The organism is Frigoribacterium sp. CFBP 8766 (genome assembly GCF_014841435.1).
In the GTDB taxonomy this organism is placed as follows: domain Bacteria; phylum Actinomycetota; class Actinomycetes; order Actinomycetales; family Microbacteriaceae; genus Frigoribacterium.
This window is the reverse complement of sequence record NZ_JACYTX010000001.1, coordinates 983,386-1,009,039: the sequence shown is the minus strand read 5'-3', so window position 1 is coordinate 1,009,039 and position 25,654 is coordinate 983,386. Positions and strand designations below refer to the sequence as shown.

Here is a 25,654-nt window from a genome sequence, read left to right as displayed (position 1 = left end):
CGTGAGGCTATCTTCCCGTGTGCGCGGTGATGTTCCCCGTCAGGTCGAGGAACCCCGCCACGAAGCCGAGCCCCCAGCCGAAGTGGATGGAAGGCAAGACTACGAGAAACCACAGCCGCGTGCGGAGACCGTCGCCCCGGGCCACGAGGACGGCGGCCAGCACCACGAACGCGACGTAGAGACCCGGCACGACGAGCCCGAGCAGCGCCCAGGCCGCCGCCGTCCCCGTCAGCGCGCCGACGAGGCCCACCAGGCCGGCCAGCACGCCCAGGGCGACGCCCACCACCATCGCGGGCGGCACGAGGTAGCGGAGCGTGTTGGCCTTGGGGAACCGCCGCGCGAGCTCGCCCCGCCACAGCCCCGTGGCGACGAACTGCCGGGCGAGCTTGCGGAGGCTGGGTCGCGGACGGTACGTCACCACGAGCTCGGGCGTGAACCAGACGATGCCCCCGGTGGCGCGGAGGCGGCGGTTGAGCTCCCAGTCCTGGCCGCGCTTGACGCCCTCGTCGAACAGTCCGACCTCGAGGAGGCGGTGGCGCAGGAACACGCCCAGGTAGGCCGTCTCGGTCGGCCCCTCCGCACCTCCGACGTGGTGGGGGGTGCCGCCGAGCCCGACCCGGCTGCCGTACGCGCGGGCCACGGCCTTCTCGAAGGGCGTGCGCCCCTCCGCCAGCATGATGCCGCCCACGTTGTCGGCGCCGCTGCGGCGCAGCGCGTCGACGGCCAGCCGCGTGTAGTCCCGCGGGAGCACCGAGTGCGCGTCGACCCGCACCGTGATCGGGTGCACGCTGGCGCGGATGGCCACGTTCAGGCCCGCCGGCGTGGAGCCGACCGGGTTCGGCAGGGTGCGGATGCGGGGATCGGCGGCCGACATCGCCGCGACGACCTCGTTGGTGCCGTCGACGCTCGGGCCGAGGGCCAGGAGGACCTCGAACGGCCCCTCGTAGTCCTGGTCGACGAGGCTCTCGACCGCGGCACGGATCTCTCGCTCCTCGTTGAGCACGGGCATGACGTAGGACACGCCGGGCGCCGGGCTGTCGGGGAAGGTCATGGAGGTGCCTCGGGATGCGGCGCTGACGCGCTGACGGACGAGACCGGAGCCCCGCGGAGATCCTGCCGAGCCTACCAAGGCCGCAGGGCGGGCCGGGGCAGCAGGTGCCCCGGTCCGCCCTGAGGAGGAGCCGTGTCGTCCCCGAGGTCAGCTCGTGAGCGTGTCCAGGGTCACCTGGGCGGTCGCCTCCGCGCCGTCCCGCACGTACGTCAGCTCGGCCGTGGCGCCCCCGGCGAGGAACCGGACCTGGGCGGTCAGGTCGGTGCGGCTCGTGACCGCGATGCCGTTGAACTCGGTGACCACGTCGCCGGCACGCAGGCCGGCCTCCTGGGCCGCGCCTCCCTGGCTGATCTCGACGATGAGCGCTCCGACCCGGTCGGCGCCCTGCGCCGTGGCCGCGTCGTCGACGCTCGCGCCGAGGAGGCCGTGGGTGGCGCTCCCGTTCGCGATGATCTCCTTCGAGACCCGCTGCACGAGGGCGGAGGGGATGGAGAAGCCCACGCCGATGCTGCCCGAGGACGAGCCGGAGCTGGCGATCGCCACGTTCAGGCCGATCAGGTCTCCCTTGGCGTCGAGCAGCGCGCCGCCCGAGTTGCCGGGGTTGATCGACGCGTCCGTCTGGATGACCGGCAGCGAGATCACGCTGCTCGCCTGGTTCTGGGTGCTCCCGTCGCCGTTGTTGAACGAGAACGGGCCCTGGCCGTTGTTGTCGCCCTGGTCGCCCTGGTCGCTGCCGTCGCTCGGCGCGGCCGAGGACTGGACGGTGATGCTGCGGTTCAGGGTCGACACGATGCCGTCGGTCACGGTGTTCGAGAGCCCCAGGGGCGCCCCGATGGCCACGGCGGTGTCGCCCACGTTGAGCTTGGACGAGTCGGCGAACGTGATGGGCTTGAGGCCCGTGGCGTCGACCTTGAGGACGGCGAGGTCGACCGTGGGGTCGAGGCCCACGACCTCGGCGGGCAGGATGTTGCCGTCGCTGAGGGTGACGGTCACCGTGCCGGAGGCGCTCGCGCCGTCGAGGGTGACGACGTGCGTGTTGGTGACGATGTAGCCGTCGTCGGAGACGATGACGCCCGACCCCGTGCCGCCCGACGATCCGCTCGCGACGTTGATGGTGACGACGGACGGCGTGGCCTTGGCCGCGACGGCCGTGATGGCCGTGGCGTCGTCGTAGTCGTTGACCGTGAGCTCACGGGACGGGCCGCTCGAGGCGGTCGTGCCGCCGCGTCCGTCGGCGACCACTCCTCCCACGACCCCGCCGAGCGCGCCGCCCGCGATCAGGCCGACGGCGAGGGCGGCCGCGAGGACGCCCTTGCCGCCGCGGCGCTTCGTCGTCGTCGAGGGGGGAGGCGCCCAGGAGGCGGCACCCTGAGGAGCTCCGCCCGCGGCGGGCCGCCCGAAGGCGTCCGTCTGCGGCGACGACGCCTGCGCGTACTGCGACCCCTGCGGCGCCTGCTGGTACGACGAGGGCTGCTGGTAGGAACCAGGCTGCTGGTACGACGCAGGCTGCTGGTGGGCCGCGTGCTGCTGGTACGACGCAGGCTGCTGGTGGGCTGCGGGCTGCTGGTACGAGGCGGGCTGCTGGTACGAGGCGGGCTGCTGGTAGGACGCGGGCTGCTGGTACGAGGCCGGCTGCTGCTGGTGGGACGCGGGCTGCTGGTACGACGCCGGCTGCTGGGAGGACCCAGGCTGCTGGGGCGCGGCAGGGCGCCCGTTGGCCGAGCCGGCGCGCGCGGCCGCCTCGTCGGCGAGGGATCCCGGCGTGCTGCCCGGCAGGGGCGGTGCGCCGAACGTCACCGGGGGCTCCTGCCCGCGCGGAGCGGTGGCGGCCGTCTCGGGAAGGCCTGCGGAGTCCGGTCGGTCGGCCCGCGCCTCCTCGGCGGGGCCCCCGGTCGTCGGCGCCTCGTTCGTCGCGTCGGCGTCGTGGTCGTGGTCGGGACCGACGTGGTCGTCCGCGCCTCGGGGGGTCTCGTTCATGAGGGTGTGCTCCTTCCAAGCCCTGACAGCCTGGTCGCGCAAGCTGTGCAGCGCATAAGACCCGCCTGGGAGCGGGCTGCGGTCAGCTTATGCGTCCGCCGGTGAGGGTCGGCCTGCCCCCGCAGAGGTGACCGGTCGTGCGGGTACCGTGACAGCACCATGACTGCACCTGCCCCCTGGGAACGCGCCGCGCGCGGCGCCATGCTGCTCGACGGTGCCGGCCGCGCCGCGCCCACCGTCTTCGCCGAGATGTCCGCGCTGGCGGCCCGCACCGGGGCGATCAACCTCGGCCAGGGGTTCCCCGACGAGGACGGGCCCCGGGTCGTGCTCGACGCCGCCCACGCCGCCCTCGAAGCCGGCCTGAACCAGTACCCGCCCGGTCGCGGCAGGCCCGAGCTGCTCGAGGCCGTCGCCGAGCACCAGCGGCGTTTCTACGGCATCGAGCTCGACCCGGGACGCGAGGTGCTCGTCACGGCCGGCGCCACCGAGGCCCTGGCCGCGACGGTCCTCGCCCTCGTCGACGACGGTGACGAGGTCGTCACCCTCGAGCCGTTCTACGACGCCTACGGAGCCGTGATCGGCCTCGCCGGCGGGGTGCACCGCACCGTCCCGATGCGCGGGGCCGAGTTCGCGGTGGACCACGCCGAGCTTCGCGCGGCGTTCTCCGACCGCACGGCCCTCGTGATCGTGAACGACCCGCACAACCCGACGGGCACGGTGCTCGACGCGGCGACGAGGCAGCTCGTCGTCGACCTGGCGCGCCGCCACGACGCCGTCCTCGTCACGGACGAGGTGTACGAGCACCTGCTCTTCGACGGTGCCGCACACGTGCCGCTCTCGACCCTGCCGGGCGCCGCGGAGCGCACGCTGAGCATCTCCAGCGGCGGGAAGACCTTCAGCACGACGGGCTGGAAGATCGGCTGGCTCACCGGCCCCGAGCACCTCGTGTCGAAGGTGATGACGGTCAAGCAGTACCTGACGTTCGTGAACGGCTCGGTCTTCCAGCCCGCGATCGCCGTGGGGCTGGGCATGCCCGACGAGTGGTTCGCGGGGCTCGCCGCCGGCCTGCAGCGCAAGAGGGACGTGCTGGCTGACGGCCTCGCCGCCGCCGGCTTCTCGGTCGCGCCGTCCCGCGGCGGCTACTTCGTCGTCGCCGACGCCGCCCCGCTCGGCTTCCCGGACGCCGCCGACCTCTGCCGGCGACTGCCCGAGCTCGCCGGCGTCGTCGGCGTCCCCGTCAGCGCCTTCTGCCACGAGGAGGCGGCGGTCGAGCACGCGTCGCGCATCCGGTTCGCGTTCTGCAAGCGCACGGAGGTGCTCGAGCAGGCGGCTCGTCAGCTGGCGGCCCTGCGCGTCTGAGGCACGAGCGGGGCGCCTCCTCGGCTCACGGGGTCTTGCCGGCCGCACCGGCCGCGTCGCCCGCGCCGGCCGTGTCGCTGCGTGCCGTGGTGCGCTCGGCCAGCACGGCGCCGGCCTTCGCGAGCCACCGCTGCGGCTCCGCCCGCGAGGCGGCGGCTCCCCCGGCCAGGACGGACGTGTCGACGACGTCCACGAACCCGGCCGGGTCCGCTGCCACCTGGCCGGCCACCAGGGCGACCGGCACGTCGAGGGCACGAGCCGAGGAGGCGACCCATGAGACGAGCTTGCCTCCTGCCGTCTGCTCGTCGAACCGCCCCTCCCCGGTGACGACGAGGTCGGCCTCGGCGACCAGGCGGTCGAGCCCCACGGCCTCCGCGACGGCCTCCGCGCCGGAGACGACGGTCGCGCCCCAGACGAGGAGCCCGAAGCCCGTCCCGCCCGCGGCCCCGGCGCCCGGCCTCGACGGATCGGCGTCGACCAGCACGGCGAAGCCCTCGAGCGCGCGCTCGAGGGCGAGGACGTCGTCGGCAGTGGCGCCCTTCTGTGGACCGAACACAGCAGCAGCGCCGCGCGGTCCCAGCAACGGCGCCGTCACGTCGGACCAGATCTCGACACCGCCCGCGGGCAGGGGCCGGAGACCGGACAGGTCGACCCGCACGGCCGCGGCCAGCCCGTGCGACCCGTCGACCACGGGCTCGCCCAGGGAGTCGAGGAGGCGCGCGCCGAGCTCCGTGAGGAGCCCGGCGCCCCCGTCGGTCGACGCGCTGCCGCCCAGCCCGACGACGAGGCGCTGTGCACCTGCGTCGAGCGCGTCGGCGAGCACCCGGCCGAGGCCGCGCGTGTGGGCGTCGTGGGGCGCGGGTGCCGACATCAGCCCGAGGCCGCTCGACGACGCGAGCTCCGCCACGGCCGTGCCGTCGGGGAGCATCAGCCAGGACGCGGTGACGGCCCGACCGTCGGGGCCGGGCACGACGACCTCGTGACGTGTGCAGGTCGGGAGCACGGACTCGAGGGCGTCGAGGGTGCCCTCCCCGCCGTCGGCCAGGGGCAGCTCGGTCACGTGGTCGCCCGGCCGCACGGAGCGCCAGCCCTCGGCGACGGAGGCGGCCACGGCGGCGGCGCCCGCGGTCCCCTTGAAGGAGTCGGGCGCGACGACGACGGCGAGGCCTGGCACAGGGACATGCTGGCACACCGGGCGCCAGGCACGGGAGGGTCGGACACCGGGAACGACAGAAGCCCTGATCGACTGATCAGGGCTTCTGTCGTGGTGCGGCGTTGGTTGCGGGGGCAGGATTTGAACCTACGACCTCTGGGTTATGAGCCCAGCGAGCTACCGAACTGCTCCACCCCGCGGCACGAGAAGAAACTTATCACGGCAACTGACGCTCCACAAATCGAGGCCGCGCGAGGTGCTGTCGGGCGAGCCTGGTCACCCGCAGAGCGCCTGCGGAGACGGCGACGGCCGCCCCTCGACGAGTCGAGAGGCGGCCGTCGCCGTCAGGTCGTGACGTCACTGGCCGCTGGCGGCCACCGCGTCCTCGAGGGCGGTCTGGAGGCGCTGGTCGGCCTCCGCCGCCGCCACCAGGTCGTTCGACGCGTACGCCGCCGCACGGTCGTCCAGCGCGGACTGAGCGTCGGCCAGGGCCGCGTTCAGCGCCGAGTTGCCCGTGGCGGTGCCCGCGTCCGGAGCGGGCGTCGCCGTGCCCGGGTCGGTCGTCCCCGAGTCGGTGCCCGTGTCGCCGCCGGTGTCCGTCGACGTGCCGTCGTCCGTCTCGGGCACGGCGTCGTCTCCGGCCACCGCCCCGGAGTTGCCGCCGAACAGCGAGTCGAGCGCGCCGTTCAGGGTGTCCTCGAAGGCGATCTTCTCGCCGAACGAGACCAGCACCTTCTGCAGCACGGGGTACGACGTCTCGGAGTTCGACTTCACGTAGATCGGCTGCACGTAGAGCAGGCCGCCGCCGACGGGGAGCGTGAGCAGGTTGCCCCGCACGACGCTCGTGTCGCCCCGGGTGAGGAGCGCCAGCTGGTTCGCGACCGCCGTGTCGGTGTTGAAGTTGTTCTGCACCTGTCCGGGGCCGGGCACCGTGTCGGTCTTGGGCAGGGTCAGCAGCGAGAGCTTCCCGTAGTTCTCCGAGATCTCCCCCGGTGTCGAACCGGCGTCCGCGTTGGCCGCCAGGTAGCCGGTCAGCACGTTCCTCGCGTTCTCTCCCGACTGCTGCGGGATGTACGTCGAGTAGATGGAGAAGGCCGGGTCCTGGTCGGGAAGCTGGAGCGTCAGGTAGTACGGCGGCTGCAACGGCGGGCTGGCCGCGTTGCTCGTCGGCTCGTTGGGCGTGACCCACGCGTCGTCGCTCGAGTAGAACGAGTCCGCGTCGGTGACGTGGTACGTGCCGAGGATGGCGCGCTGCACCTTGAACATGTCCTGCGGGTAGCGGACGTGCTGCATGAGCTCGACGCTCATGTCGCTGAGCGGGCTGACCGTCGACGGGAAGATCTTCTCCCAGGTCTTGAGGATCGGGTCCTCGGTGTCCCAGGCGAAGAGGTCGACCGACCCGTCGTAGGCGTCGACCGTCGCCTTGACCGAGTTGCGGATGTAGTTGATCTCGTTCGACGCGTAGACGGGACGCTCGGTGTAGGTGTCGGCGATCGCGTCGGACAGGGCCTGCGGCTTCGAGTACGGGTACTCGCGCGTCGTCGTGTAGGCGTCGACGATCCACTTGACCTTGCCGTCGACCACAGCCGGGTAGGGCGCGCTGTCGATGGTCAGGTACGGAGCCACCTTCTGCACCCGCTGCGCCGGGTCACGGTCGTAGAGGATCTGCGAGCCGTCGTTGACGGCGTCGGACAGGAAGACCTGCTCGGACTGGAACTTGATGGCGTAGATGAGCTTCTTGAAGGCGCTGTCGAGCTTGGGCCCGCCGTCGCCGCTGAAGGTCGTCGTCTGGTTCGTGCCGTTGTCGTTGCTGCCCGAGGGGTAGTCGAGCTCGATGTCGTCGCCGCCCTCGCCGCCGACGATCGAGTAGGCGGGCGACTCCTGGCCGAAGTAGATCCGCGGCTCGTACTCGTCCGCGTCGCCGAGCGCGCCGTTGACGGGGATGCCCGACTCGAGGAACACGGGCTGGCCGTCGGCCGAGCGCTGGTTGCCGTAGGCCGCGACGACGCCGTAGCCGTGGGTGTAGACGAACGTCGTGTTGTAGGGCGTGGCCGAGCTGCCGAGCTGGTCGGTGTTGAGCTCGCGCACGGCGATCACCGTGTCCTGCGTCGCTCCGTCGATCGTGTAGCGGTCCACGGAGAGCTGCTCGGGGAAGCTGTAGTACTGACGGTACTGCTGCAGCTGGGCGAAGGCGTCGGTCACGAGGGCCGGGTCGATGATGCGGATGTTCGCGGTCGTGACCGCGTCGCCCGCCAGGGCGCCCGCCTCGGCGTCGGACACGGCGTCGTACGGCTGCTCCTCGACGTCGGAGACGCCGTACGCGTCCCGGGTGGCCTGGATGTTGCGGTCGATGTACGTCGACTCGACGGTGCGCTCGCTGGGCTCGACCTGGAAGCGCTGGACGATCCACGGGTAGATGCCGCCGACGATGATGCTGATGATGATCAACGCGGCGGTGCCGATGACCGACAGGCGCCAGCGGCCGATGATCGCGGTCACGACGAACAGCACGGCGACGACCGCCGCGGCGAGCGCGAGGATCTGCTTGCCGGGGATGCCGGCCGCGACGTCGGTGTAGGTGGCACCCGTGATGAGCTTGTTGGTGCCGTCGGAGAGCGTGGCGTACTGGTCGAGCCACAGGCTGACGCCCTGGAGCAGCAGGTAGACGGCGGCGGTCACGGCCAGCTGGATCCGCGCGACCCGCGAGATGCGGACGTCGCGGCCCGAGAAGCGGAGCGCTCCGTACAGGTAGCTCGTGGCGACCGCGGCGATGCCGCTGATCAGCACGACCGCCGACGCGAAGCCGACGACGCCTTGGTAGAAGGGCAGCTCGAACACGTAGAAGCCCACGTCGAGGCCGAACTGCGGATCGGTCTGGCCGAAGGGCGTCCGGTTGAGCCACTGGAGGGTCGTCTGCCAGTTGGTGGACGTGGCGATGCCGGCGAACAGACCGAGGACCACGGGGACGCCGATGACGACGACACGGCGCAGCGGCTCGATGACCTGCTGGTAGCGGTCGAGCTGCGAGTTGAGCTTGGCGTAGACCGGCCGGAACCGGAACGCGACCTCGATGCTCACCCACACCGGCACGGCCATGGCCACGAAGCCGACGAAGAACATCGCCGCCCCGGCCAGCCACTGGGTCGTCAGCACGTTGGCGAAGCCCAGCTGGTCGTACCAGAGGTAGTCCGTCAGCAGCGACGAGAAGATGAAGAAGGCGATGACCAGGGCGGCGAGGACCGCCACCGTCACCAGGACGGGCAATCGGGGCGAGCGTCGTACGGGTCGCGACGATGCAGGTGACGTCAAGTGGTTGCTCCTGGATCAGGGGACGTGGACGGCCATCCTACGGGGGCCGCTCCCGAACAGGCTGCGAGCCCGCCCATCGTCCTCGACACGTCCAAGAGGGAGCTGGACGCGCCTCCTCGTGCCTACTGTGCCGAGCAGGTGGGCAGGGCCCCGGTGTCGCCTCCGTCGGCCACGGTCTCGAGCGCCGTCACGGCGTCGTCGAGCGTCGCGACCGAGTAGACGTCGAGCCCGTCGGGCACGTGGCCGACGACCTCGTCGCAGTTCGAGCGGGGCGCGAGGAAGACGGTGGCGCCCGCGTCGAGCGCGCCGTAGAGCTTCTGGCGGATGCCGCCGATCGGGCCGACCGTGCCGGAGGCGGTGATCGTGCCCGTGCCCGCGACCCGCTCGCCGCCGTTGAGCTCGCCGGGCGTCGTCTTGTCGATGATGCCGAGGGCGAACATCATTCCGGCGCTGGGGCCGCCCACCTTGTCGAGGCGCAGGGTGACGTCGAAGGGGAACGTGTAGTCGACGCTCACCCCGACCCCCAGCAAGGAGGTGCCCTGCACCTCCTGGGGCGTGATCCGCTCGGTCTCGCGCTGCCCCGACCTCTCGACCACCACCTCCGCCGGGGACGTGGCCCCGTTGTCGGCCACGATCGAGCGCAGGGCGTCGACGTCGCCGTTCGTCGTCAGGTCCTGCCCGTTGACGCTCACGAGCACGTCGCCCTCCTCGAGCACGCCCTCGGACGGACCGCCGGGCGAGACCTGGCTCACCGACACCGTGCTGGGGACCTGGTACCCCTCGTGCACCAGGGCGGCCGCGACGGCGGACTTCTGGGAGTTCTGCATGTCGACGGCGTTCTGCTCGTCGACCTGCTCGTTCGAGACGCCGGAGGGGTAGATCGCCTCGACCGGCACGACGGCCCGGCTCGGGGAGAACCAGGAGCCGACGACCTCGATCCAGCTCGGGCGGACGGACTCGTTGCCCTGGACGCTCACGGTGAGGAGGTCGAGGGAGCCCGCCGTGGGGTAGGTCTCCGCACCGTCGACGGTGATCAGGGGGGCGTCCTCGCCCTCGTACTCGGCGGTGCCCAGGGTGTCGAAGACGGGGCCGGGCTGCTCGATCAGGTACGGCGACGGGATGAAGGTGAGCGCGAGGCCGGAGACGAGCGCGACGCCGAGGAGGGACCAGCCCAGACGGCCGGAACGGCGACCGGCCGTGGCGGCTCGGGTCGGGGGCGTGAACAAGGCCACGGGTGTTCCTCTCGCTGTTCGCCACGGGCGCAGCGAAGGACCCTGGGGCATCGGCCGGGATCCAGGCTGTTCCTGGGGCCACGAGCTAGCGTAGCCACCATGACCGATGATCCGCAGCGCGAGCCTGAGGACGAGTTCCGCGACATGCTCCGCCAGTTCCTGTCCGGCGACTCCGAGATCGATCCGTCGCAGCTCGCGGGTGCCGCGGGGCTGCCGAACGACCCGGCCTTCGTGGCCCAGCTGATGAGCCAGCTGCAGTCCGCCGTCGCCCGCAGCGGCGACGGCATCGACTGGTCGGTCGCGACCGACCAGGCCGCCTCGGTGGGCACGCAGTCCGCCGTCGCGACCAGCCCGGCCGACGAGCGGGCCCTCGAGCAGGCGTTCCACGTCGCGGCCCTCTGGCTCGACGACGTCACCTTCGTCTCCGAGCTCACGGTGGCGCCTCGCCTCCTCACGCGCGCCGAGTGGGCACGGCTCTCGATGCCGGTGTGGACCCAGCTCGCCGAGCCGGTCGCCGAGTCCATCGCCGACTCGCTCACGAACGTCCTCCGCGAGCAGGCCCCGGAAGAGATGCAGCAGCTGCTCGCCGGTGCCAGCCAGGTGATGCGCAGCGTCGGCGGCACGCTGTTCGCGATGCAGCTCGGCCAGGTCGTGGGCCAGCTCTCGACCGAGGTCGTGTCCGGCGGCGACGTCGGCATCCCCCTCCTCGACGACCAGCAGGCCGCGCTCGTGCCGCAGAACGTCGCCGCCTTCGGCGAGGGCCTCGACATCGAGACCGACCAGGTGCAGCTCTACCTCGCGGTGCGGGAGCTCGCCCACGCCCGGCTGTTCCGGCACGCTCGGTGGCTCCGCCTCCACCTCATCTCGTCGATCCGCGAGTTCGCCCAGGGCATCCGCATCGACACCGCCCGGCTCGAGGAGCTGGCGGTCGACTTCGACCCCTCCGACCCGGGCGAGCTGCGCGACGCGCTGGCGAGCGGTGCGCTGATCCCCCCGAAGACCGACGAACAGCTCGCCGCGCTCGGCCGGCTCGAGACGACCCTCGCCCTGATCGAGGGCTGGGTCGACGTGGTCACCGCCCAGGCCACCGCGCGCCTCCCCCGCTCCGCCGCGATCGCCGAGACGGTGCGCCGTCGCCGGGCCGCAGGCGGGCCGGCCGAGTCCGCGTTCTCCACGCTCGTGGGACTCGAGCTGCGACCCCGTCGACTGCGCGAGGCCGCGGCCATGTGGTCGGCCGTCTCGGAGGCGGTGGGCGCCGAGCAGCGCGACGCTCTCTGGTCGCACCCCGACATCGTGCCCACCAGCGCGGACGTCGACGACCCGCAGGCGCTTATCGCCCGGCTCACGTCGGACGAGCCGGCCTTCGACGACGTCGACCAGGCCATCGAGGACCTGCTGAACGACACCAGCGACGACCGTCCCCGCGAGGCTGAGGACGGCTCGGCCGACGAGCCCGGCTCCTCCCCCGCCCCCTGAGGTCCACGACGGCCCCGAGCTCCTGTGGACAACCCCGCGGGGCCGGACGGCGTGGTCCAGTCTCGTCAGGTGCCCCGCTCCTCGCCGCTCCGTCTCCCTGCCCGTGCTCCCGTCGTCTGGCGTGATCCGTCGTCGCTCCAGATCGGGGTGGAGCACGTGCACGCTGTCGTCGACCGCGTCACGGCGGGGCAGGCGGAGTTCCTGGCCGCCCTCTCGGCCGGCCTCGGGGCTGGCGGCATCTCGGCGGTGGTGGTCCAGGTGGGCTGCGACAGGTCCGAGGCCGACGACCTGGTGAGGCGGCTCGGGCCCGTCCTCCTCCCTGGCCCCTCGGCACAGCTCGCCCTCACGCCCCGCCCGGTCGTCCGGCTCGCGGGGCGCGGTGCCCTGGCCGACGAGGTGGGGCGCCTGCTCGAGTCCTGCGGCCTCGGCGTGCTCCTCGAGGACGGCGAGTCGGCCGCCTCGGCCGCCTCGACGCCGGGTCGGGTCGACGGGGCGCGGCAGCAGGTCGGCGTCGTCGTCGGCGGCCTCGCCCTCGACCCCGTCGTCGTGTCCGAGTGGCTGCGCCGGGACGTGCCGCACGTCCTCGTGCGCGTCGGCGACCGCTCGGTCCGCGTCGGTCCGGTCGTCGTCCCCGGGGTCACAGCCTGTGCGCGGTGCCTGCACCTCCACGACGGCGACCGCGACCGTGCGTGGCCGGCCGTCGCAGGGCAGCTGGCCGCGCTCCCCGTCGCCGCGCCTCCCCTGCTCGTCCTGCGGGACGCCGCGGTCCGGACCGTCCGCCGCGTCCTCGCGGCGACGACGTCCCCGGCCGGAGGCGACGGCGACGGCGAGCGCCGCGTCGGCGGCTCCCCGCCGGCAGAGGTCGTCCGCATCGACCTCGACACCTACGAGGTCAGCTCGTCGGTCGTGCGGCCCCATCCCGGCTGCGGGTGCGGAGCTCCTCCAGGAACCGGCTCGGTCGACGCTCGCCGCCCCGGCCCTGGCCGCTCGGCGCCCACGAGAGACGCAGTCGCTCCCGCGCCCGGGTGATGCCGACGTACAGCAGACGACGCTCTTCGTCGATCGCCTCGAGGCCCTGGGCGTAGCTGATCGGCACGAGACCCTCGCTGAGGCCGATCAGGTAGACGCTCCGCCACTCGAGGCCCTTGGCCGAGTGCAGCGTGGCGAGGGTGACCGCGGCCATCGTCGGCTCGTGCTGCCCGGCCTGCCTCGCCAGCAGCTCCTCGACGAACTGCACCAGGGTCGTCCCCTCCGGCGAGGCCTCGGCGAGGCCCATCAGGGCGTTCAGCGACTCCCAGCGGTCGCGGAGGGCGCCTCGCTGCTCCGGCGCCTCCTGCGTCCAGCCGAGGGAGCGCAGCACGTCGCTGACCGTCTTGAAGAGGGGCTCGCCGATGATGCTGACCGAGGCTCCCTTGAGCATCATCACCGCCTCCTTGACCTCGCGGAGGTCGAAGAACCGGGTGGCCCCGTGGATCCGCGTCGAGACTCCCACGTCGGCCAGGGCGCGCTCGAGGGCCGCGGCCTGGACGTTGACCCGGTAGAGCACCGCGATCTCCTCCGGCGCGACCCCGCTGCGGATCTCGTCGGCGATCGTCTGCGCGACGCCGCGGGCCTCGGCCATGTCGGTCGGGTACTGGACGACGGGCGGCACCGGCCCCGTCGACTCGACCGCCGGGTGGAGGTGCAGCGCGCCGGGCCGGCCCCGCATCAGCTGGTTCGCCGTGTCGACGATCTGGCGCGACGACCGGTAGTTCTGCTCGAGCCGGACCACGGTCGCGTCGTCGTAGCGCGAGCCGAAGCCCAGGAGGTAGTCGGCCGACGCCCCGGCGAACGAGTAGATCGTCTGGCTGGCGTCGCCCACGACGCAGAGGTCGTTGCGGTCGCCGAGCCAGAGCTCGAGCAGCTCCTGCTGCAGCGGGGAGACGTCCTGGTACTCGTCGACGACGAAGAAGCGGTATTGCTCACGGACCTGCTGCGCGACGCGGGGCTCGAGCTGCATCATGCCGACGGTCGCCAGGAGGACGTCCTCGAAGTCGAGCTGCCGGCGCTCGTCCTTGATGTCCTCGTAGGCACGGTGCAGATCGACGGCCTTCTCGACGGTGAGCGCCTGCGGCAGGTTCCGCGAGTGCGCCTTCACGGCGTACTGCTCCACCGTCAGCCGCGACACCTTGCGCCACTCGATCTCACCCGCCGTGTCGCGCAGCGACGCCGTGTCCAGCTTCAGGCCCACACGCTCGGCCGCGTGCGCCAGGAGCTTCCCCTTGCTGTCGATCAGCCGCGGCATCTGCCCGCCCATCGTCTGGGGCCAGAAGTACGACAGCTGCGACAGCGCTGAGGCGTGGAAGGTGCGAGCAGAGACCCCGCCCGCACCGAGCTGGCGGAGGCGCCCCCGGAGCTCGGCAGCAGCACGCGACGTGAACGTCAGGGCCATCACGCGCCCGGGCGCGTACACGCCGGTGGCGACCCCGTAGGCGATCCGGTGGGTGATCGCCCTGGTCTTGCCCGTGCCGGCCCCCGCCAGCAGGCAGACGGGGCCGAGCAGTCGCCTGGCCGCCTCGCGCTGCTGCTCGTCGAGGCCCGCGATGAGCGACGCGGCGTCGCTCACTGGTCGAGCTCGGCGCCGAACCAGTCCTCGATGATGGCGCGTGCGATGGAGGTGCGGCCGGGCAGGAGGACCTCGCCGAGCGAGGCGGCCAGCTCGTCGCGGCTGAACCAGCGCAGGTCGAGGATCTCGGCGCCGTCGGGCTCGAGGGTGCCCGGGTCGTCGACGTCGACGCGCGCCGTGAAGCCGAGCATGAGGCTGGCGGGGAACGGCCAGGGCTGCGACCCCACGTAGCGCGGGTCGACGACCTTGACGCCGCTCTCCTCGAAGATCTCGCGCTGGACCGCGTGCTCGAGGGACTCGCCCGGCTCGACGAAGCCCGCCAGCAGCGACCAGCGGTTGGACTCCCACAGCGCGTTCGAGCCGAGCAGGAGGCGGTCCTCGGCGTCGGTGACGCCCACGATGATCGCCGGGTCGGTCCGGGGGAAGACCTCGTGGCCGTCGTCGGCGTCGCGACCGACCCACCCGGCCTTGTCGCGGACGAGGGGACGGCCGGTACGGGGCGAGAACCGGTGCGAGTCGTGCCAGTTCGCGAGCGCCACGGCCTCGACGGCCAGGCCGGCGTCCCGGTCGCTCAGCCGGGTGCCGAACATGCGGACGCTGCCCCAGTCGTCGTCGGTCGCCGACAGCCGGGCCGAGGCCTCGTCGTCGAGCAGGGCCGCGACCAGGGGCGTGCCCACGGGCTCGGCCGCGTCGGGGTCGAGCGACCGTCCGAGGTAGAGGTAACCGGCCGCCTCGGGGACCTCGCTCGGGGGCAGGAGGGCGAGACGGTCGCCGCCCGCCATCAGCAGGCGGGTGCCCCACACGGGGAGCACGCGCGTGCCCTGCTCTGCGAGGAGCTCGGGGATCGCGTCGGGTCTCTCTCGCGTGAGGTAGTCGCGGTCGACCTGGTGTCGGGCGAGGGGCAGCCGGGACGTGAGCGGCGAGGACATCGGACGACCAATCATCGCGAGTTGACAGCGTGGCGAACGGCGGAGCACCGGACACTGCGGCCTACCCTGAGGGCATGGCCAGATCTCACCTCACTCTAGCCGCGTTGGCCACGGCCGCCGTCGCCGACCTCGACGTGCGCACGACCTCCCCGCACGGCTCCTCGACCGGCGACGTCGACTCCGCGCTGCTCACGACGGGGGCCGGTGACGAGCTCATCGTGCGCGTCCCCCGGTCGCAGCGTGCCGAGGCACAGCAGTCCGCCGACCTGGTCGCCCTCCGGGCCCTCAGCGCGGGCGTCCGCGGGCGTCTGCCCTTCGCCGTCCCGTCCTACCGGGGCCAGGCCCCCGTCGGCCGGACCCGCGGGATCGTCTACGACTTCATCGCGGGGACGCACCTCCGCACGGCCCAGGTGACCGGCGGCTCCGGCCTGCCCACGGCCCTCGGCCGAGGCGTGGCCGCGATCCACGCCCTGCCGACCAGCTTCGTCACCGACGCGGGGCTCACGAGCCACACGCCGTTCGAGGCGATGCGCTCGACGGCCTCGCTCGTCGACCGCGCCGCCTCCACCCGGCTGCTGCCCGCCGCGCTGCTCGAGCGGTGGGAGGCGGCGATCCAGGACCACGTGCTGTGGCAGTTCCAGCCCACCGTCGTCAACGGCTCCCTCGACGCGGCGTCCTTCCTCGTCCTGGACGGCGCCGTCACCGGGGTGCTGGGCTGGCACGACCTGCAGGTCGGCGACCCTGCCCGCGACCTCGCCTGGCTGCTCGGCGCCGGCCCCGAGGCCGTCGACTCCGCCTTCTCGGCCTACAACGACGCCCGGGGCACGAGCGACCACCAGCTCCGACGCCGCGCCACCCTCTACCGCGAGCTCGACACGGCGAAGTGGCTCCTGCACGGCACCGCCACGAAGAACACCGCCGTCGTCGACGACGCCGTCGGCATGATGGCCGCCCTGGTCGACCGGCTGCAGTCTCCCGACGGGGTGTCGATCTCGTCGGACTCGACGGCCGCGCTCGACCTCGACGGCGTCGAGGAGCTGCTCTCGACCACCGAGCGCCGGCACGGCTGAGACCCGGTCGGGCTGACGACCGGACCGGCGGAGACCCGGTCGCGCTGACCCTCGGCTCGACCGAGCTGCCCGTCGCGCCTGCGCCTGGGCGGCGGGCTACTCGGCCTGGCCTCCTGCCTCCACCGCGTCCCAGAGGGCCGTCAGCTCGTCCCTGTCCGCGATGTGCCGGGGCTCGACCACGACGTCGTCCGCCACGAAGTAGAAGGCCGCGTCGATGTCGTCCGCCGGCACGCCGCGGAACGCGGAGTACGCCTCGCGGTAGAGGGCGAGCTGCAGCTGCCGAAGCTCGAGGTCCGCGTCGTCCGTCGGGGCTCGACCGGTCTTCCAGTCGACCACCTGGAGGCGCCCCTCCCGCTCGAAGACGGCGTCGATCTTGCAGATGACCGTCCGCCGTCCGAGCGGCAGGTGGACCTCCAGCTCGACCTCGACCGGCTCGAGCCGTGCCCAGGGAGACCCCTCGAAGGTGGCCTGGAGCTCGACGAGACGGCGCGCGTCGTCGGGATCGACGAGTCCGTTCCCGCCGCGCTCCTCGTCGTCGTCGAGGTCGAGCTCGAGACCCCACGCGTCGAGCAGCTCGGCGCGGCCGGTCGGCCGGTAGCGCTGCTCGACCCACTCGTGGAACAGGGTGCCGAGGCGCGTCGCCCGGTAGGGGCGCTCCGGCAGCGGACGTCGGAGGGACGAGGCGACGCCGGAGGGGTCGCTCACGTAGTCCTTGAACCGGGACGCCGGGATGCGCTGCGGCAGGTCGATGCTGCCGGCCCGCCGGCGGACGGCCTCTCGCTCGAGCAGGAGCAGCTCGATGTCGTCGGCCCACGGCCCCACGTCCTCCCGCCGCCGGGCCGCCGCGTCGACCACCTCGCCGGTGCCGTCCTCCCCCGACTCGCGAGCTCGGAGGGTGCGCCCGACCCGTACGGCGGCGCGCTCGACCCGTGCGCGCCTCGGGCCCAGCGGGTCGACGGGCCAGACCAGCTCGCGCGACGACTGGGCGAGAGGGTCGGACTCGTCGTCGGGCTCGACCGGCACCGCCTCGGCCGGGACGAGGCCCGCCTCCACAAGCTCGGCCAGGTACCTGCTCGGCTGCCGCGGCTTCACGGTCGACGACCAGAACGACCCGCTGAGCAGCAGGGCCTCCTTCGCTCGGGTGAACGCGACGTACGCGAGGCGCCTCTCCTCGGCGAGGTGCCGACGCCGGAGGTCGTCCTTGAAGGCCGCGAGTCGCTGGTCGAACTCCTTCTGGTCGTCGACGGAGCGCCAGGCGAGGTCCGGCAGCTCGGCGGCGTCGCCGCGGAACTCGTAGGGCAGCTCGCCGAAGCCGAGCCAGCCGACGCCCTCGCGCGACGTGCCGGGCAGCTCGCCCTCGACGAGGCGCGGGACGGCGACGAGGTCCCACTCGAGGCCCTTGGAGCCGTGCACGGTGAGCAGCTGGACGGTGCCGGGCTCGCCGTCGTCCGACCTCGGCCCCATGTCGTCACGCCGCTCGGCCGCGGCCAGCCAGGAGAGGAAGCCGCCGAGGGCGGCGTTCTCGTCCGCCGCGACGTAGCCCGTCAGCTCGTCCTCGAAGGCCTGCAGCCACGCGCCGCCGTGGCCCTGCCCCGTGGCGGCCGCGACCTCGACGTCGAGCAGCATCTCCTGCTGCACCAGCGTCACGAGGTCGACAAGGTCGAGGCCCGTGCGCCCGCGCAGGAACGCCAGCTGCGAGCCCAGCCGCCGCATCCGGGCGAGGCCCTCGTCGCTCAGCCCGCGCAGTTGTCCGTGCCCGTCGGGCGCCGTGGCCACGAAGTCGAGCGCGTCGACCAGGGAGCCGTGCTCGCCCACGGCGACGGACGCGCGGAAGCCCGCGGCGACCTCGTCTCCCAGCACCTGCTGCGCGTGGTCGTGGGCGAACAGCCAGGAGGCGACGGACCGGAGCGCCGCGACGTCGTGCAGGCCGATCCGCCAGCGCGCACCCGTCATGAGCCGGATGAGCTCGGACCCGGCCGAGGGGTCGTGGAGCACCCGGAGGCAGGACACCAGGTCGACGACCTCGGGGCGCTGCAGGAGCCCGCCGACGCCGAGCACCCGGTAGGGCACCCCGCGCTCGGCGAGCGCCTCGACGAAGGCGGGCATCGTCTTCTTGGACCGGAAGAGCAGCGCCGCAGTGCGCGGCGACGGGACGCCGTCGACGACGGGCGGGTCGGCGAGCTCGCGGGCGAACCAGGCCGCGACCTGGTCCGCCTCGGCCGGCAGGGTCTGCTCGAAGAGCGTCTCGACCCGGCCGTCGGGGGCCGTGGGCCGGGCTCGCAGCTCGCCGACCGGCACCTCGGACGCCGCCGCCAGCTCGGCCACCACCACGTTGGCGGCGTCGAGCACGCCTCGGGAGTTGCGCCAGCTCGTCGAGAGGCTGTAGACGGCGTCGGGCTCGGCCCCGAAGTCGACGGGGAACCGGCCGAGGTTCGCCGCGGAGGCGCCCCGGAAGCCGTAGATGGACTGGTGCGGGTCGCCGACCGCCATCACGCCCGTGGAGGCGAACAGGCGCGACAGCAGGCGCGTCTGCACGACGCTCGTGTCCTGGTACTCGTCGAGGAGCACGACGCGGAAGCGCGCGCGCATCGCGTCGACGACCTCGGGGGCCGTGTCGCAGACGTCGAGCGCGAGCGCCACCTGGTCGGAGTACTCGACGAGGCCCCGACGCGCCTTCTCGTCGGCGAACTGCTCGGCGAGCGCCACGAGCGGCGGCAGCGCCGACACCGCGGCGACCGCGTCGGTGACCGACTTGTAGGCCGACCCCTTGGTCGAGGGCAGGCCCGCGAGGTCGAGGAACCGGTCGCTGAGACGCAGCACGTCGTCGCCGTCGGCCACGTTCTCGCTGAGGGCGTGGCTCAGCCGGAGCACCGCCTCCGTCAAGGAGTCGACGCTGCGTCCGAGCCCGGCGAGGCGCTCGTCGCGGCTCGCGACGACCAGCGACCGCGCCAGCTGCCAGGCCGAGGCCTCGCCGAGCACCTGCGACTCGGGTTCGCGACCCACGCGGAGGGCGTCGTCGCGGAACACCCCGTTGGCGAAGGCGTTGTACGTCGACACGGTGGGGACGTCGAACGGGTCGGGGTCGTCGCCCAGCAGCCCCGCCTCGCCGAGCTGGCGGATGCGCTTCTCGATGCGTTCGCCCAGCTCGCCGGCGGCCTTGCGCGTGAAGGTCAGGCCGAGCACCTGCGAGACCTCGACGTGGCCGTTGGCGAGCAGCCAGACGACCCTGTTGGCCATGGTCTCGGTCTTGCCGCTGCCGGCGCCCGCGACCACGAGGGCGGGCACGAGCGGCGCCTCGATGACGGCCTGCTGCTCGGGCGTCGGCTCGGGCAGGCCGAGGCGCACCGCGACGTCGACCGCCGACAGGCTCACGAGCTGACCTCGCCGACGACGTGGATGCGGCAGGAGCCACCGGTCCTGCCCTCGCAGTGCTCGTCGAGGCGGGCCAGGAAGACCTGCCCCGCCATGCCCTCGGCCGCGGTCTCGACGCGGCCGCGGAACTCCTGGAGCATCTCGGCGTCGAAGGCGGCCTGGGCGGGTTCCCGGTAGAGCTTGCCCCGCACGCCGGAGGACACGACGACGAGCTTCGCTCCGCCCGGCGGCGTCCCCTCCGGCACGCTCTCGACCGCGCCGTCGGCGAGGGCGAGCTGGTAGCTGCCGAGCTGCGGGTGGGCGGCGATGGCCGCCGACGACGTCGGCGCAGCTCGCCCGGTCTTGAGGTCGACGATGACCGCGGCGCCGTCGCGGGTGCGCTCGACCCGGTCGATCGAGCCACGGAGGCGCGCCGGGCCGGTGTCGAGGGTGAAGGTCGACTCCGCGCCGATCAGCTCGCCGCCCGACTGCGCGAAGTCGCGCAGGTAGGAGGCGAGGCTCTCGGTCATCTGCCGGGCTCGGCGCTTCTCGGCCTCGGCGATCCAGGGCGACTCGAAGTCGAGCTCGTCCCAGCGCTCCTCGACCGCGTCCCACAGGGCCTCGACGTCGGTGTCGAGCGCGTGCTCCATGACGGAGTGGAGGACCGTGCCGATGCCCATCGAGGCGTTGGGCGCCGATCCGCCGAACCGGTCGACGAACCAGTGCAGCGGGCACTCCTCGAACGAGCCGAGCTGGGAGGGCGAGACCGCGACGTGGGCCTCGGGCTCGGTGAGGTCGACCAGGGGTGCCGACGTGCTCGGCTCGGCGAGGCCGTACCACTCGCCCGGGTGCGCCCCGGCGACGCCGGCCGCGGCGAGACGGGCCAGGCCCGCCGTCGCCGACTCCGCGCGGCCCTGGTGGGTCGACTCGACCACGACGTGCCGGAGGTGACCCACGAGGCCGCGGAGCGAGAGCGGGTGCCCCCCGGACGGCGACGGCGCGTCGGTCGGCAGCAGCCGGAAGAAGACCGACGGCCCCTCGTCGTCGTCGGAGGTGCAGGAGAGGACGACCTGGCGACGCGCTCGCGAGACCGTGAGCGCGAACATGCGCAGCTCGTCGCTGAGCACCGCGGCACGGGCGTCGACCGGGGTCGGCCCCTGGTCGGGTCCCTCGCCCGCCTGCGCCGCGTCGACCAGGTCGTCGGGGCCGAGCAGGGCACCGCGCACCCGGAGGTTCGGCCACACGCCGTCCTGCAGGCGGGCTGCCACGACGACGTCGACCTCGAGGCCCACCGCGGCCGACGGGGTGCAGACGAGCACCGACTCGGCGGACGCCTGCGGCGAGAGGGTGTCCTCAGGCACCTCGGCGCCGAGCAAGGCGTCGAGGAACCCGACGGCGGGGGCCTCGGGGGTGCGCTCGACGAACCGCTTCGCGGCCGTGAACAGCGCGACCACCCCGTCGAGGTGTCGGTCGGCCTCGGCCGCCACGATGCCCCGGCCCGCGGCGCGGGCGCTCCACTCGCGCGCGAGGCCGCTTCTGTCCCACAGCCCCCAGAGGACTTCCTCGATGCTGGCGCCGGCCGCGGCCTCGCGACGGGCGCCGTCGAGGCTGGCCGCGAAGCGGCCCGCCCGGGCCGCCGGCCTCGAGTCGATCGTCGCGAAGCGTCCCGGCCCGGCGAGCGCCTCGACGAGGAGGGCGTCGGCGGAGCGCGTGCCTCCCCCCGCGAGCTCGTCCGCCCGCAGGGCGAGCCGGAGGCGGCGCAGGGACAGGGCGTCGAAGCCCGCGAGCGGGCCGAGCAGGAGCTCGGCCGCGAGGTCGGCCGTGAGCTCGTCGCGCCCGACGGCCACCGAGGCGGCCAGCAGGAGGTGTCGCGCCCCGTGCTCGTCGCGGACGGCACGTCCCGCTGCTGAGGTGCGCGTGGGGACGTCGGCCAGCTGGAGGCCGCGGGCGACGCCGGGCACCTGGCCGCCGCTGCGCACGACGACCATCATGCTCGACCACGGGACGCCGGAGACGAGGTGGTGCTCGCGGAGCACGCGCGCCACCGTCGAGAGCTCGTGGGCGGGGCTGTCGGCCTGGACGGAGAGCACCGGAGGGACGTCACGGCCAGGCTGCACGTCCGGACGAAGGCCCGGCGCGCCCTGAGCGCCCGGCACTCCCGCCGCGGGCCGCCCGGGCTCGGCGGCGTGCTGACGCCCGGCGCCGGCCGTGCCGATGCGCGCGGTGACCCGCTGCACGAGCTCCCGGAGCGGCGGGTCGTGCCGGTGCGCGGTCGACAGCCACAGCGTCCGCGCGTCGGGCAGGCCGAGCCGCTGCCCGAGCCGGCCGAGCACGTCGGGGCTGCCGCCGCGGAACGCGCTCGTGGCCAGGTCGGGATCGCCGAGCGCGATCACGGCGACCCCGCGGCGCGCCAGGGCGCGGAGCAGGGCGACCGTGGACTCGGTGGCCTCCTGGGCGTCGTCGACGAGCACGGCGCGGAGGCCGTCGACGACCGGCGCGGTCTCGCCGCGGTCGAGCGCCGCCACGGCCCAGTCGACGAGCTCGGCCGAGTCGAGTCGGCGGCCTGGCATGGCGTCGACGACGACGTGGTACTCGTCGACGAAGTCGGCGACGGCGGCCCACTCGGGCCGGTCGCGCGCCGCGGAGAGCCGACGCAGGTCGTCGGGCGAGAGGCCCTGCTCGGTCGCGCGCATCATCACCTCGCGCAGCTCGGTGCGGAACCCGCGCAGCACGCGGACGCGGGGGCCGAGGACGTCGGGCCACCGAGGGCCCGTGCCGTCGACCTCGTGGCCCTCGAGCATCGAGCGCACGACCGAGTCGTGGTCCCCGCCGGTCAGGAGCGCGGGCGGCTCGGCGCCGGCGAGACGGGCGGCGTGGCCGACCACGTCGAAGGCGAGGGACGAGACGGTGCGCGCGAGGGGGCCGGGGGTGGGCACGTCGAGCCGGGCGGCCAGGACGTCACGGAGGCGCGTGGCCGTCGTGCGGGACGGCGTCAGCGCCGTCACGGAGCCGGGCGCCCAGCCGCGCGTCTCGAGCCGGTCGGCGACGAACTCGACGAGGGCGGTCGTCTTGCCGGTGCCCGGGGCCCCGATCACCGCGGCGGAGACGCCGTCGGGCAGGTCGAGCACCGCCCGCTGGGACGCGTCGAGCTCGACCGCCGACCGCGTGTCGGTGCCCGAGACCGGGCGGAAGGAGGTCGTCACCATGCGCTCGACGCTAGCGGCTGCCGCCGACACCGAGGAGCGACGCGGGCCGGTGCCGCGACGCCGCTTGCGCTCTCGGTGAACGCGTCAGGCCGCACCGGGCCGGGTCGGATATCGTGACGACGTGGACATTCGCATCGGCATCACCAACAGCCCCCGTGAGATCAGCTTCGAGACGTCGCAGACCGCGGCCGAGGTCGAGGCGATCGTCGCCGACGCCCTCGACGGCAGCAAGACGTACGTCACCCTCGCCGGCTCGAAGGGCAAGACCTACCTCGTGCCCACCGCCTCCCTCGCCTACGTCGAGGTCGGCTCCGACGAGAACCGCCGCGTCGGCTTCGTCAGCTGACATGGAGCTCCTCTTCGTCGTGCTCGGCGGTGCGCTGCTGGGCTTCGTCGCCCACTTCGCCCTGCCGGCGCACGACACCCGCGGGGTGCTCCTGGCCCCTGCGGCCGCGGCGGCCGTGGCGGCCGTCGCCTGGGAGGTCCTCCTCCTGGCAGGCCTGAGAGCCGACGGCGGCTGGATCTGGGTCGTCGCCCTGCTGCTGGCGGGCGTGGTCGCGATCGTGGTCTGCCGCGTCGCGGCGACGGCGAGGAGACGCCGCGACGGCGACCTGCTCGCCCGCCTGATGCGGGGCTGACACCGCGCGCTGCCCCGCAGCGAGGTGTCGTCAGGCCGTGAGGCCGAGGGCGTCCATCCGGCGCGTGTGCGCCGCCACGAGCTCGGTGAAGACGGGCTCGAGCCGTTCGTCGTCGGCGGACTCGTGCGACGCGGAGATCGCCGCGCGGGCCACGAGCAGCGTGTCGCCGACGAGTCGGCGGCCCCACAGGGCCAGGCGCGACGCGAGCTGCGGGTCGTCCTCGATGGCCGCCGAGAGCTCCGCCACGATGGCGGACTCGTCGTCTCCCGCCTCCAGCACCCGCACGATCCGTTCGCGGTGGTCGGCGGTCAGTCCCGCCGCCAGTCGGACGAAGACGTCGTTCAGCAGGCCGGCGGCGACGTAGGAGGCGAGGATGGCCTCGTGCCAGTCGGCGCCCTCGGTGCGTCGACGGAACTCGTCCACGGCGTGGCGGTGAGGTTCCATCGAGACCGTCGGGTCGCCCCCGGTGCGCTCGATCTCGGCGAGCAGGCCCCGGTGCCGGTCGAGGGTGCTGCCGGCCACGCGGGCGGTCATCCGCTGCGCGCGCACGTGCGGGGCGGACTCCGCAGCACGGCCGAGGCCCTCGAAGAGGGACAGCTCGAGGTAGGCGGCCTGCCCGAGGTACACGTCGAGGTCGGGGGTGAAGTCGCCGAGCTCGACCCGGTTCACGGGCACGGCCTTGGAGGCGGGCCGCGGCCACTGGATGGACGGGACGCCGCGCTGAGACCTCCGGCCCTTCCATGACACCACGCCGCAAGCTTACGGGGTCCGGGGGTCGCGGCCGCACGACGGGCTAAACTGTCCGCGATCCGCCTACACATGAGACAGGGCAACTACGTGACTTTCACCGATCTTCAGATCGACCAGGACATGGTCGACGCACTGGCTGCGAAGGGGATCCTCGAACCGTTCCCCATCCAGACCCAGACCATCCCGCTCGCGCTCTCCGGCCAGGACATCATCGGCCAGGCCAAGACGGGCACCGGCAAGACCCTCGGCTTCGGCCTCCCCGTCGTCCAGCGCATCGGCCTCTCCCCCGAGCCCGGCGTCAAGGTGCTGGTCGTCGTCCCGACCCGAGAGCTCTGCGTCCAGGTCGCCGAGGACCTCGAGGTGGCCACGTCGAACCGCGACACCAAGGTCGTCAGCATCTACGGCGGCAAGGCCTACGAGGGCCAGGTCGAGCAGCTCAAGGCCGGCGCGCAGATCGTGGTGGGCACCCCCGGGCGCCTCCTCGACCTGGCCGGCCAGCGCCTCCTCGACCTCAAGGGCGTGCAGGAAGTGGTGCTCGACGAGGCCGACAAGATGCTCGACCTGGGCTTCCTCAGCGACATCGAGAAGATCTTCCAGCAGGTGCCGGCGACGCGCCACACCATGTTGTTCTCGGCGACGATGCCCGGCCCGATCGTGGCGCTGGCCCGCCGCTTCATGACGAAGCCGATCCACATCCGCGCCACCGACCCCGACGAGGGCCTGACGCAGGCGAACATCAAGCACGTCGTCTACCGCGCCCACTCGCTCGACAAGGACGAGGTCATCGCGCGCATCCTGCAGGCCGAGGGCCGCGGCAAGACCGTCGTCTTCACCCGCACCAAGCGCGCCGCCGCGAAGCTGGTCGAAGAGCTGAACGACCGCGGCTTCAACGCCGCCGCCGTGCACGGCGACCTCAACCAGGAGCAGCGCGAGCGCGCGATGGCGGCCTTCAAGGCCGGCAAGAAGGACATCCTGATCGCGACCGACGTCGCGGCGCGCGGCATCGACGTGAACGACGTGACGCACGTGATCAACCACACGGTCCCCGACGACCACGACACGTACCTGCACCGCGCCGGCCGGACGGGCCGCGCGGGCAAGACCGGCATCGCGGTCACGTTCGTCGACTGGGACGACCTGCACAAGTGGGCTCTCATCGACCGGGCCCTCGACATGGGCCAGCCCGAGCCCGTCGAGACCTACTCGTCGAGCCCGCACCTCTTCGAGGACCTCGACATCCCCGCCGGCACCAAGGGCCGCCTCAAGTCGGCCCCGAAGGCCGCCGTCGAGGGCGGCGCCGCCACGGCCCGCGAGCGCAACCCCGGCTCGCGCAGCCGGTCGCGCGGCGCCGAGGGCGACTCCGGTCGTCGCGGGAGCGAGCAGTCGTCGCGACGCGACCAGGCGCCCCGCCGTGACCAGGCTCCGGCCGAGGCCCCCACGGCTGCGCCCGCTGGCGACGGCGAGGCCCCTCGCCGACGCAGCCGCACGCGGCGTCGCCGCCCGGCCGGCGACGCCCCCGCGTCGNGGCGGACGGATCGATCGACCGCG

Annotated in this window: 15 protein-coding genes, 1 tRNA gene and 2 pseudogenes; 7 read left to right on the top strand and 11 right to left on the bottom strand. The window is 73.5% G+C overall.

The window, feature by feature from the left end:
• Positions 1–7: 7 nt before the first annotated feature.
• Both IFT90_RS04750 and IFT90_RS04745 read right to left on the bottom strand, forming a co-directional pair.
• Positions 8–1,051, bottom strand: coding sequence for a glycosyltransferase family 2 protein (locus IFT90_RS04750; RefSeq protein ID WP_192041171.1), 1,044 nt, complete (start codon positions 1,049–1,051; stop codon positions 8–10).
• Between the two features lie 147 nt (positions 1,052–1,198).
• Positions 1,199–3,028 (bottom strand): S1C family serine protease, encoded by a 1,830-nt coding sequence (locus tag IFT90_RS04745; RefSeq protein WP_192041170.1) that lies wholly within the window; start codon positions 3,026–3,028, stop codon positions 1,199–1,201.
• A gap of 159 nt (positions 3,029–3,187) precedes the next feature.
• Between IFT90_RS04745 and IFT90_RS04740 the strand changes: the two genes are divergently transcribed.
• A complete protein-coding gene (locus IFT90_RS04740) occupies positions 3,188–4,387 on the top strand; it encodes an aminotransferase class I/II-fold pyridoxal phosphate-dependent enzyme (protein ID WP_192041169.1) in 1,200 nt (399 codons plus the stop codon).
• A gap of 25 nt (positions 4,388–4,412) precedes the next feature.
• Here IFT90_RS04740 and IFT90_RS04735 read toward each other — a convergent pair whose 3' ends face one another.
• The 4 genes from IFT90_RS04735 to IFT90_RS04720 form a co-directional block, all read right to left on the bottom strand.
• The gene (locus IFT90_RS04735; RefSeq protein WP_192041168.1) at positions 4,413–5,561 is read right to left on the bottom strand and encodes a glycerate kinase; all 1,149 of its coding nucleotides are present in this window, start codon (positions 5,559–5,561) and stop codon (positions 4,413–4,415) included.
• 102 nt (positions 5,562–5,663) lie between these two features.
• Positions 5,664–5,740: transfer RNA gene (locus IFT90_RS04730), tRNA-Met, on the bottom strand.
• Between the two features lie 157 nt (positions 5,741–5,897).
• Complete coding sequence (locus IFT90_RS04725) at positions 5,898–8,804, bottom strand: UPF0182 family protein (RefSeq protein WP_371741000.1); 2,907 nt, start codon at positions 8,802–8,804, stop codon at positions 5,898–5,900.
• Between the two features lie 167 nt (positions 8,805–8,971).
• Positions 8,972–10,081 carry a PDZ domain-containing protein gene (locus tag IFT90_RS04720; RefSeq protein WP_371740999.1) on the bottom strand — a complete coding sequence of 370 codons (1,110 nt, stop codon included), beginning with the start codon at positions 10,079–10,081 and terminating at the stop codon, positions 8,972–8,974.
• 99 nt (positions 10,082–10,180) lie between these two features.
• On the opposite strand from IFT90_RS04720, the gene IFT90_RS04715 reads away from it, so the two are divergent.
• Positions 10,181–11,557: a zinc-dependent metalloprotease gene (locus tag IFT90_RS04715; protein ID WP_192041165.1), complete on the top strand. Its 1,377-nt coding sequence runs from the start codon at positions 10,181–10,183 to the stop codon at positions 11,555–11,557.
• Between the two features lie 24 nt (positions 11,558–11,581).
• Positions 11,582–12,451 (top strand): annotated as a pseudogene (locus tag IFT90_RS17510) (hypothetical protein); the annotation flags it as partial.
• Here IFT90_RS17510 and IFT90_RS04710 read toward each other — a convergent pair.
• Together IFT90_RS04710 and nudC are read right to left on the bottom strand one after the other, a co-directional pair.
• The gene (locus tag IFT90_RS04710; protein WP_192041164.1) at positions 12,450–14,162 is read right to left on the bottom strand and encodes a UvrD-helicase domain-containing protein; all 1,713 of its coding nucleotides are present in this window, start codon (positions 14,160–14,162) and stop codon (positions 12,450–12,452) included. The pseudogene IFT90_RS17510 and the gene IFT90_RS04710 sit on opposite strands and share 2 nt — an antisense overlap.
• Positions 14,159–15,091, bottom strand: coding sequence for an NAD(+) diphosphatase (gene nudC, locus IFT90_RS04705; protein WP_192041163.1), 933 nt, complete (start codon positions 15,089–15,091; stop codon positions 14,159–14,161). Before nudC ends, IFT90_RS04710 begins: the two co-directional genes overlap by 4 nt.
• Positions 15,092–15,165: 74 nt before the next feature.
• On the opposite strand from nudC, the gene IFT90_RS04700 reads away from it, so the two are divergent.
• Positions 15,166–16,161, top strand: a complete 996-nt coding sequence (locus IFT90_RS04700) for a phosphotransferase (RefSeq protein ID WP_192041162.1) — start codon at positions 15,166–15,168, stop codon at positions 16,159–16,161.
• 96 nt (positions 16,162–16,257) lie between these two features.
• Here the strand turns inward: IFT90_RS04700 and IFT90_RS04695 are convergent, their stop codons facing one another.
• Both IFT90_RS04695 and IFT90_RS04690 read right to left on the bottom strand, forming a co-directional pair.
• A complete protein-coding gene (locus IFT90_RS04695; protein ID WP_371740998.1) occupies positions 16,258–19,533 on the bottom strand; it encodes a UvrD-helicase domain-containing protein in 3,276 nt (1,091 codons plus the stop codon).
• Positions 19,530–22,718 (bottom strand): ATP-dependent DNA helicase, encoded by a 3,189-nt coding sequence (locus IFT90_RS04690; RefSeq protein WP_192041161.1) that lies wholly within the window; start codon positions 22,716–22,718, stop codon positions 19,530–19,532. The genes IFT90_RS04695 and IFT90_RS04690 overlap by 4 nt, the downstream gene beginning before the upstream one ends.
• A gap of 121 nt (positions 22,719–22,839) precedes the next feature.
• Here IFT90_RS04690 and IFT90_RS04685 point away from each other — a divergent pair, with 121 nt between their 5' ends.
• Together IFT90_RS04685 and IFT90_RS04680 are read left to right on the top strand one after the other, a co-directional pair.
• Positions 22,840–23,064, top strand: a complete 225-nt coding sequence (locus IFT90_RS04685) for a DUF3107 domain-containing protein (RefSeq protein WP_123548145.1) — start codon at positions 22,840–22,842, stop codon at positions 23,062–23,064.
• Position 23,065: 1 nt separating this feature from the next.
• Positions 23,066–23,356: a hypothetical protein gene (locus IFT90_RS04680; RefSeq protein WP_192041160.1), complete on the top strand. Its 291-nt coding sequence runs from the start codon at positions 23,066–23,068 to the stop codon at positions 23,354–23,356.
• Positions 23,357–23,386: 30 nt separating this feature from the next.
• Here IFT90_RS04680 and IFT90_RS04675 read toward each other — a convergent pair whose 3' ends face one another.
• Positions 23,387–24,106 (bottom strand): ferritin-like fold-containing protein, encoded by a 720-nt coding sequence (locus tag IFT90_RS04675; protein ID WP_233569128.1) that lies wholly within the window; start codon positions 24,104–24,106, stop codon positions 23,387–23,389.
• 87 nt (positions 24,107–24,193) lie between these two features.
• Here IFT90_RS04675 and IFT90_RS04670 point away from each other — a divergent pair.
• Positions 24,194–25,630 (top strand): annotated as a pseudogene (locus IFT90_RS04670) (DEAD/DEAH box helicase); the annotation flags it as partial.
• Between the last annotated feature and the right edge of the window lie 24 nt (positions 25,631–25,654).

Bases quoted from the DNA above. Each gene is read 5' to 3' on its own strand.
- IFT90_RS04750 (WP_192041171.1), bottom strand. From the start codon at position 1,051: ATGACCTTCCCCGACAGCCCGGCGCCCGGCGTGTCCTACGTCATGCCC.
- IFT90_RS04700 (WP_192041162.1), top strand. From the start codon at position 15,166: ATGGCCAGATCTCACCTCACTCTAGCCGCGTTGGCCACGGCCGCCGTC.
- IFT90_RS04690 (WP_192041161.1), bottom strand. From the start codon at position 22,718: ATGGTGACGACCTCCTTCCGCCCGGTCTCGGGCACCGACACGCGGTCG.
- IFT90_RS04715 (WP_192041165.1), top strand. From the start codon at position 10,181: ATGACCGATGATCCGCAGCGCGAGCCTGAGGACGAGTTCCGCGACATG.
- IFT90_RS04740 (WP_192041169.1), top strand. From the start codon at position 3,188: ATGACTGCACCTGCCCCCTGGGAACGCGCCGCGCGCGGCGCCATGCTG.
- IFT90_RS04680 (WP_192041160.1), top strand. From the start codon at position 23,066: ATGGAGCTCCTCTTCGTCGTGCTCGGCGGTGCGCTGCTGGGCTTCGTC.
- nudC (WP_192041163.1), bottom strand. From the start codon at position 15,091: ATGTCCTCGCCGCTCACGTCCCGGCTGCCCCTCGCCCGACACCAGGTC.
- IFT90_RS04745 (WP_192041170.1), bottom strand. From the start codon at position 3,028: ATGAACGAGACCCCCCGAGGCGCGGACGACCACGTCGGTCCCGACCAC.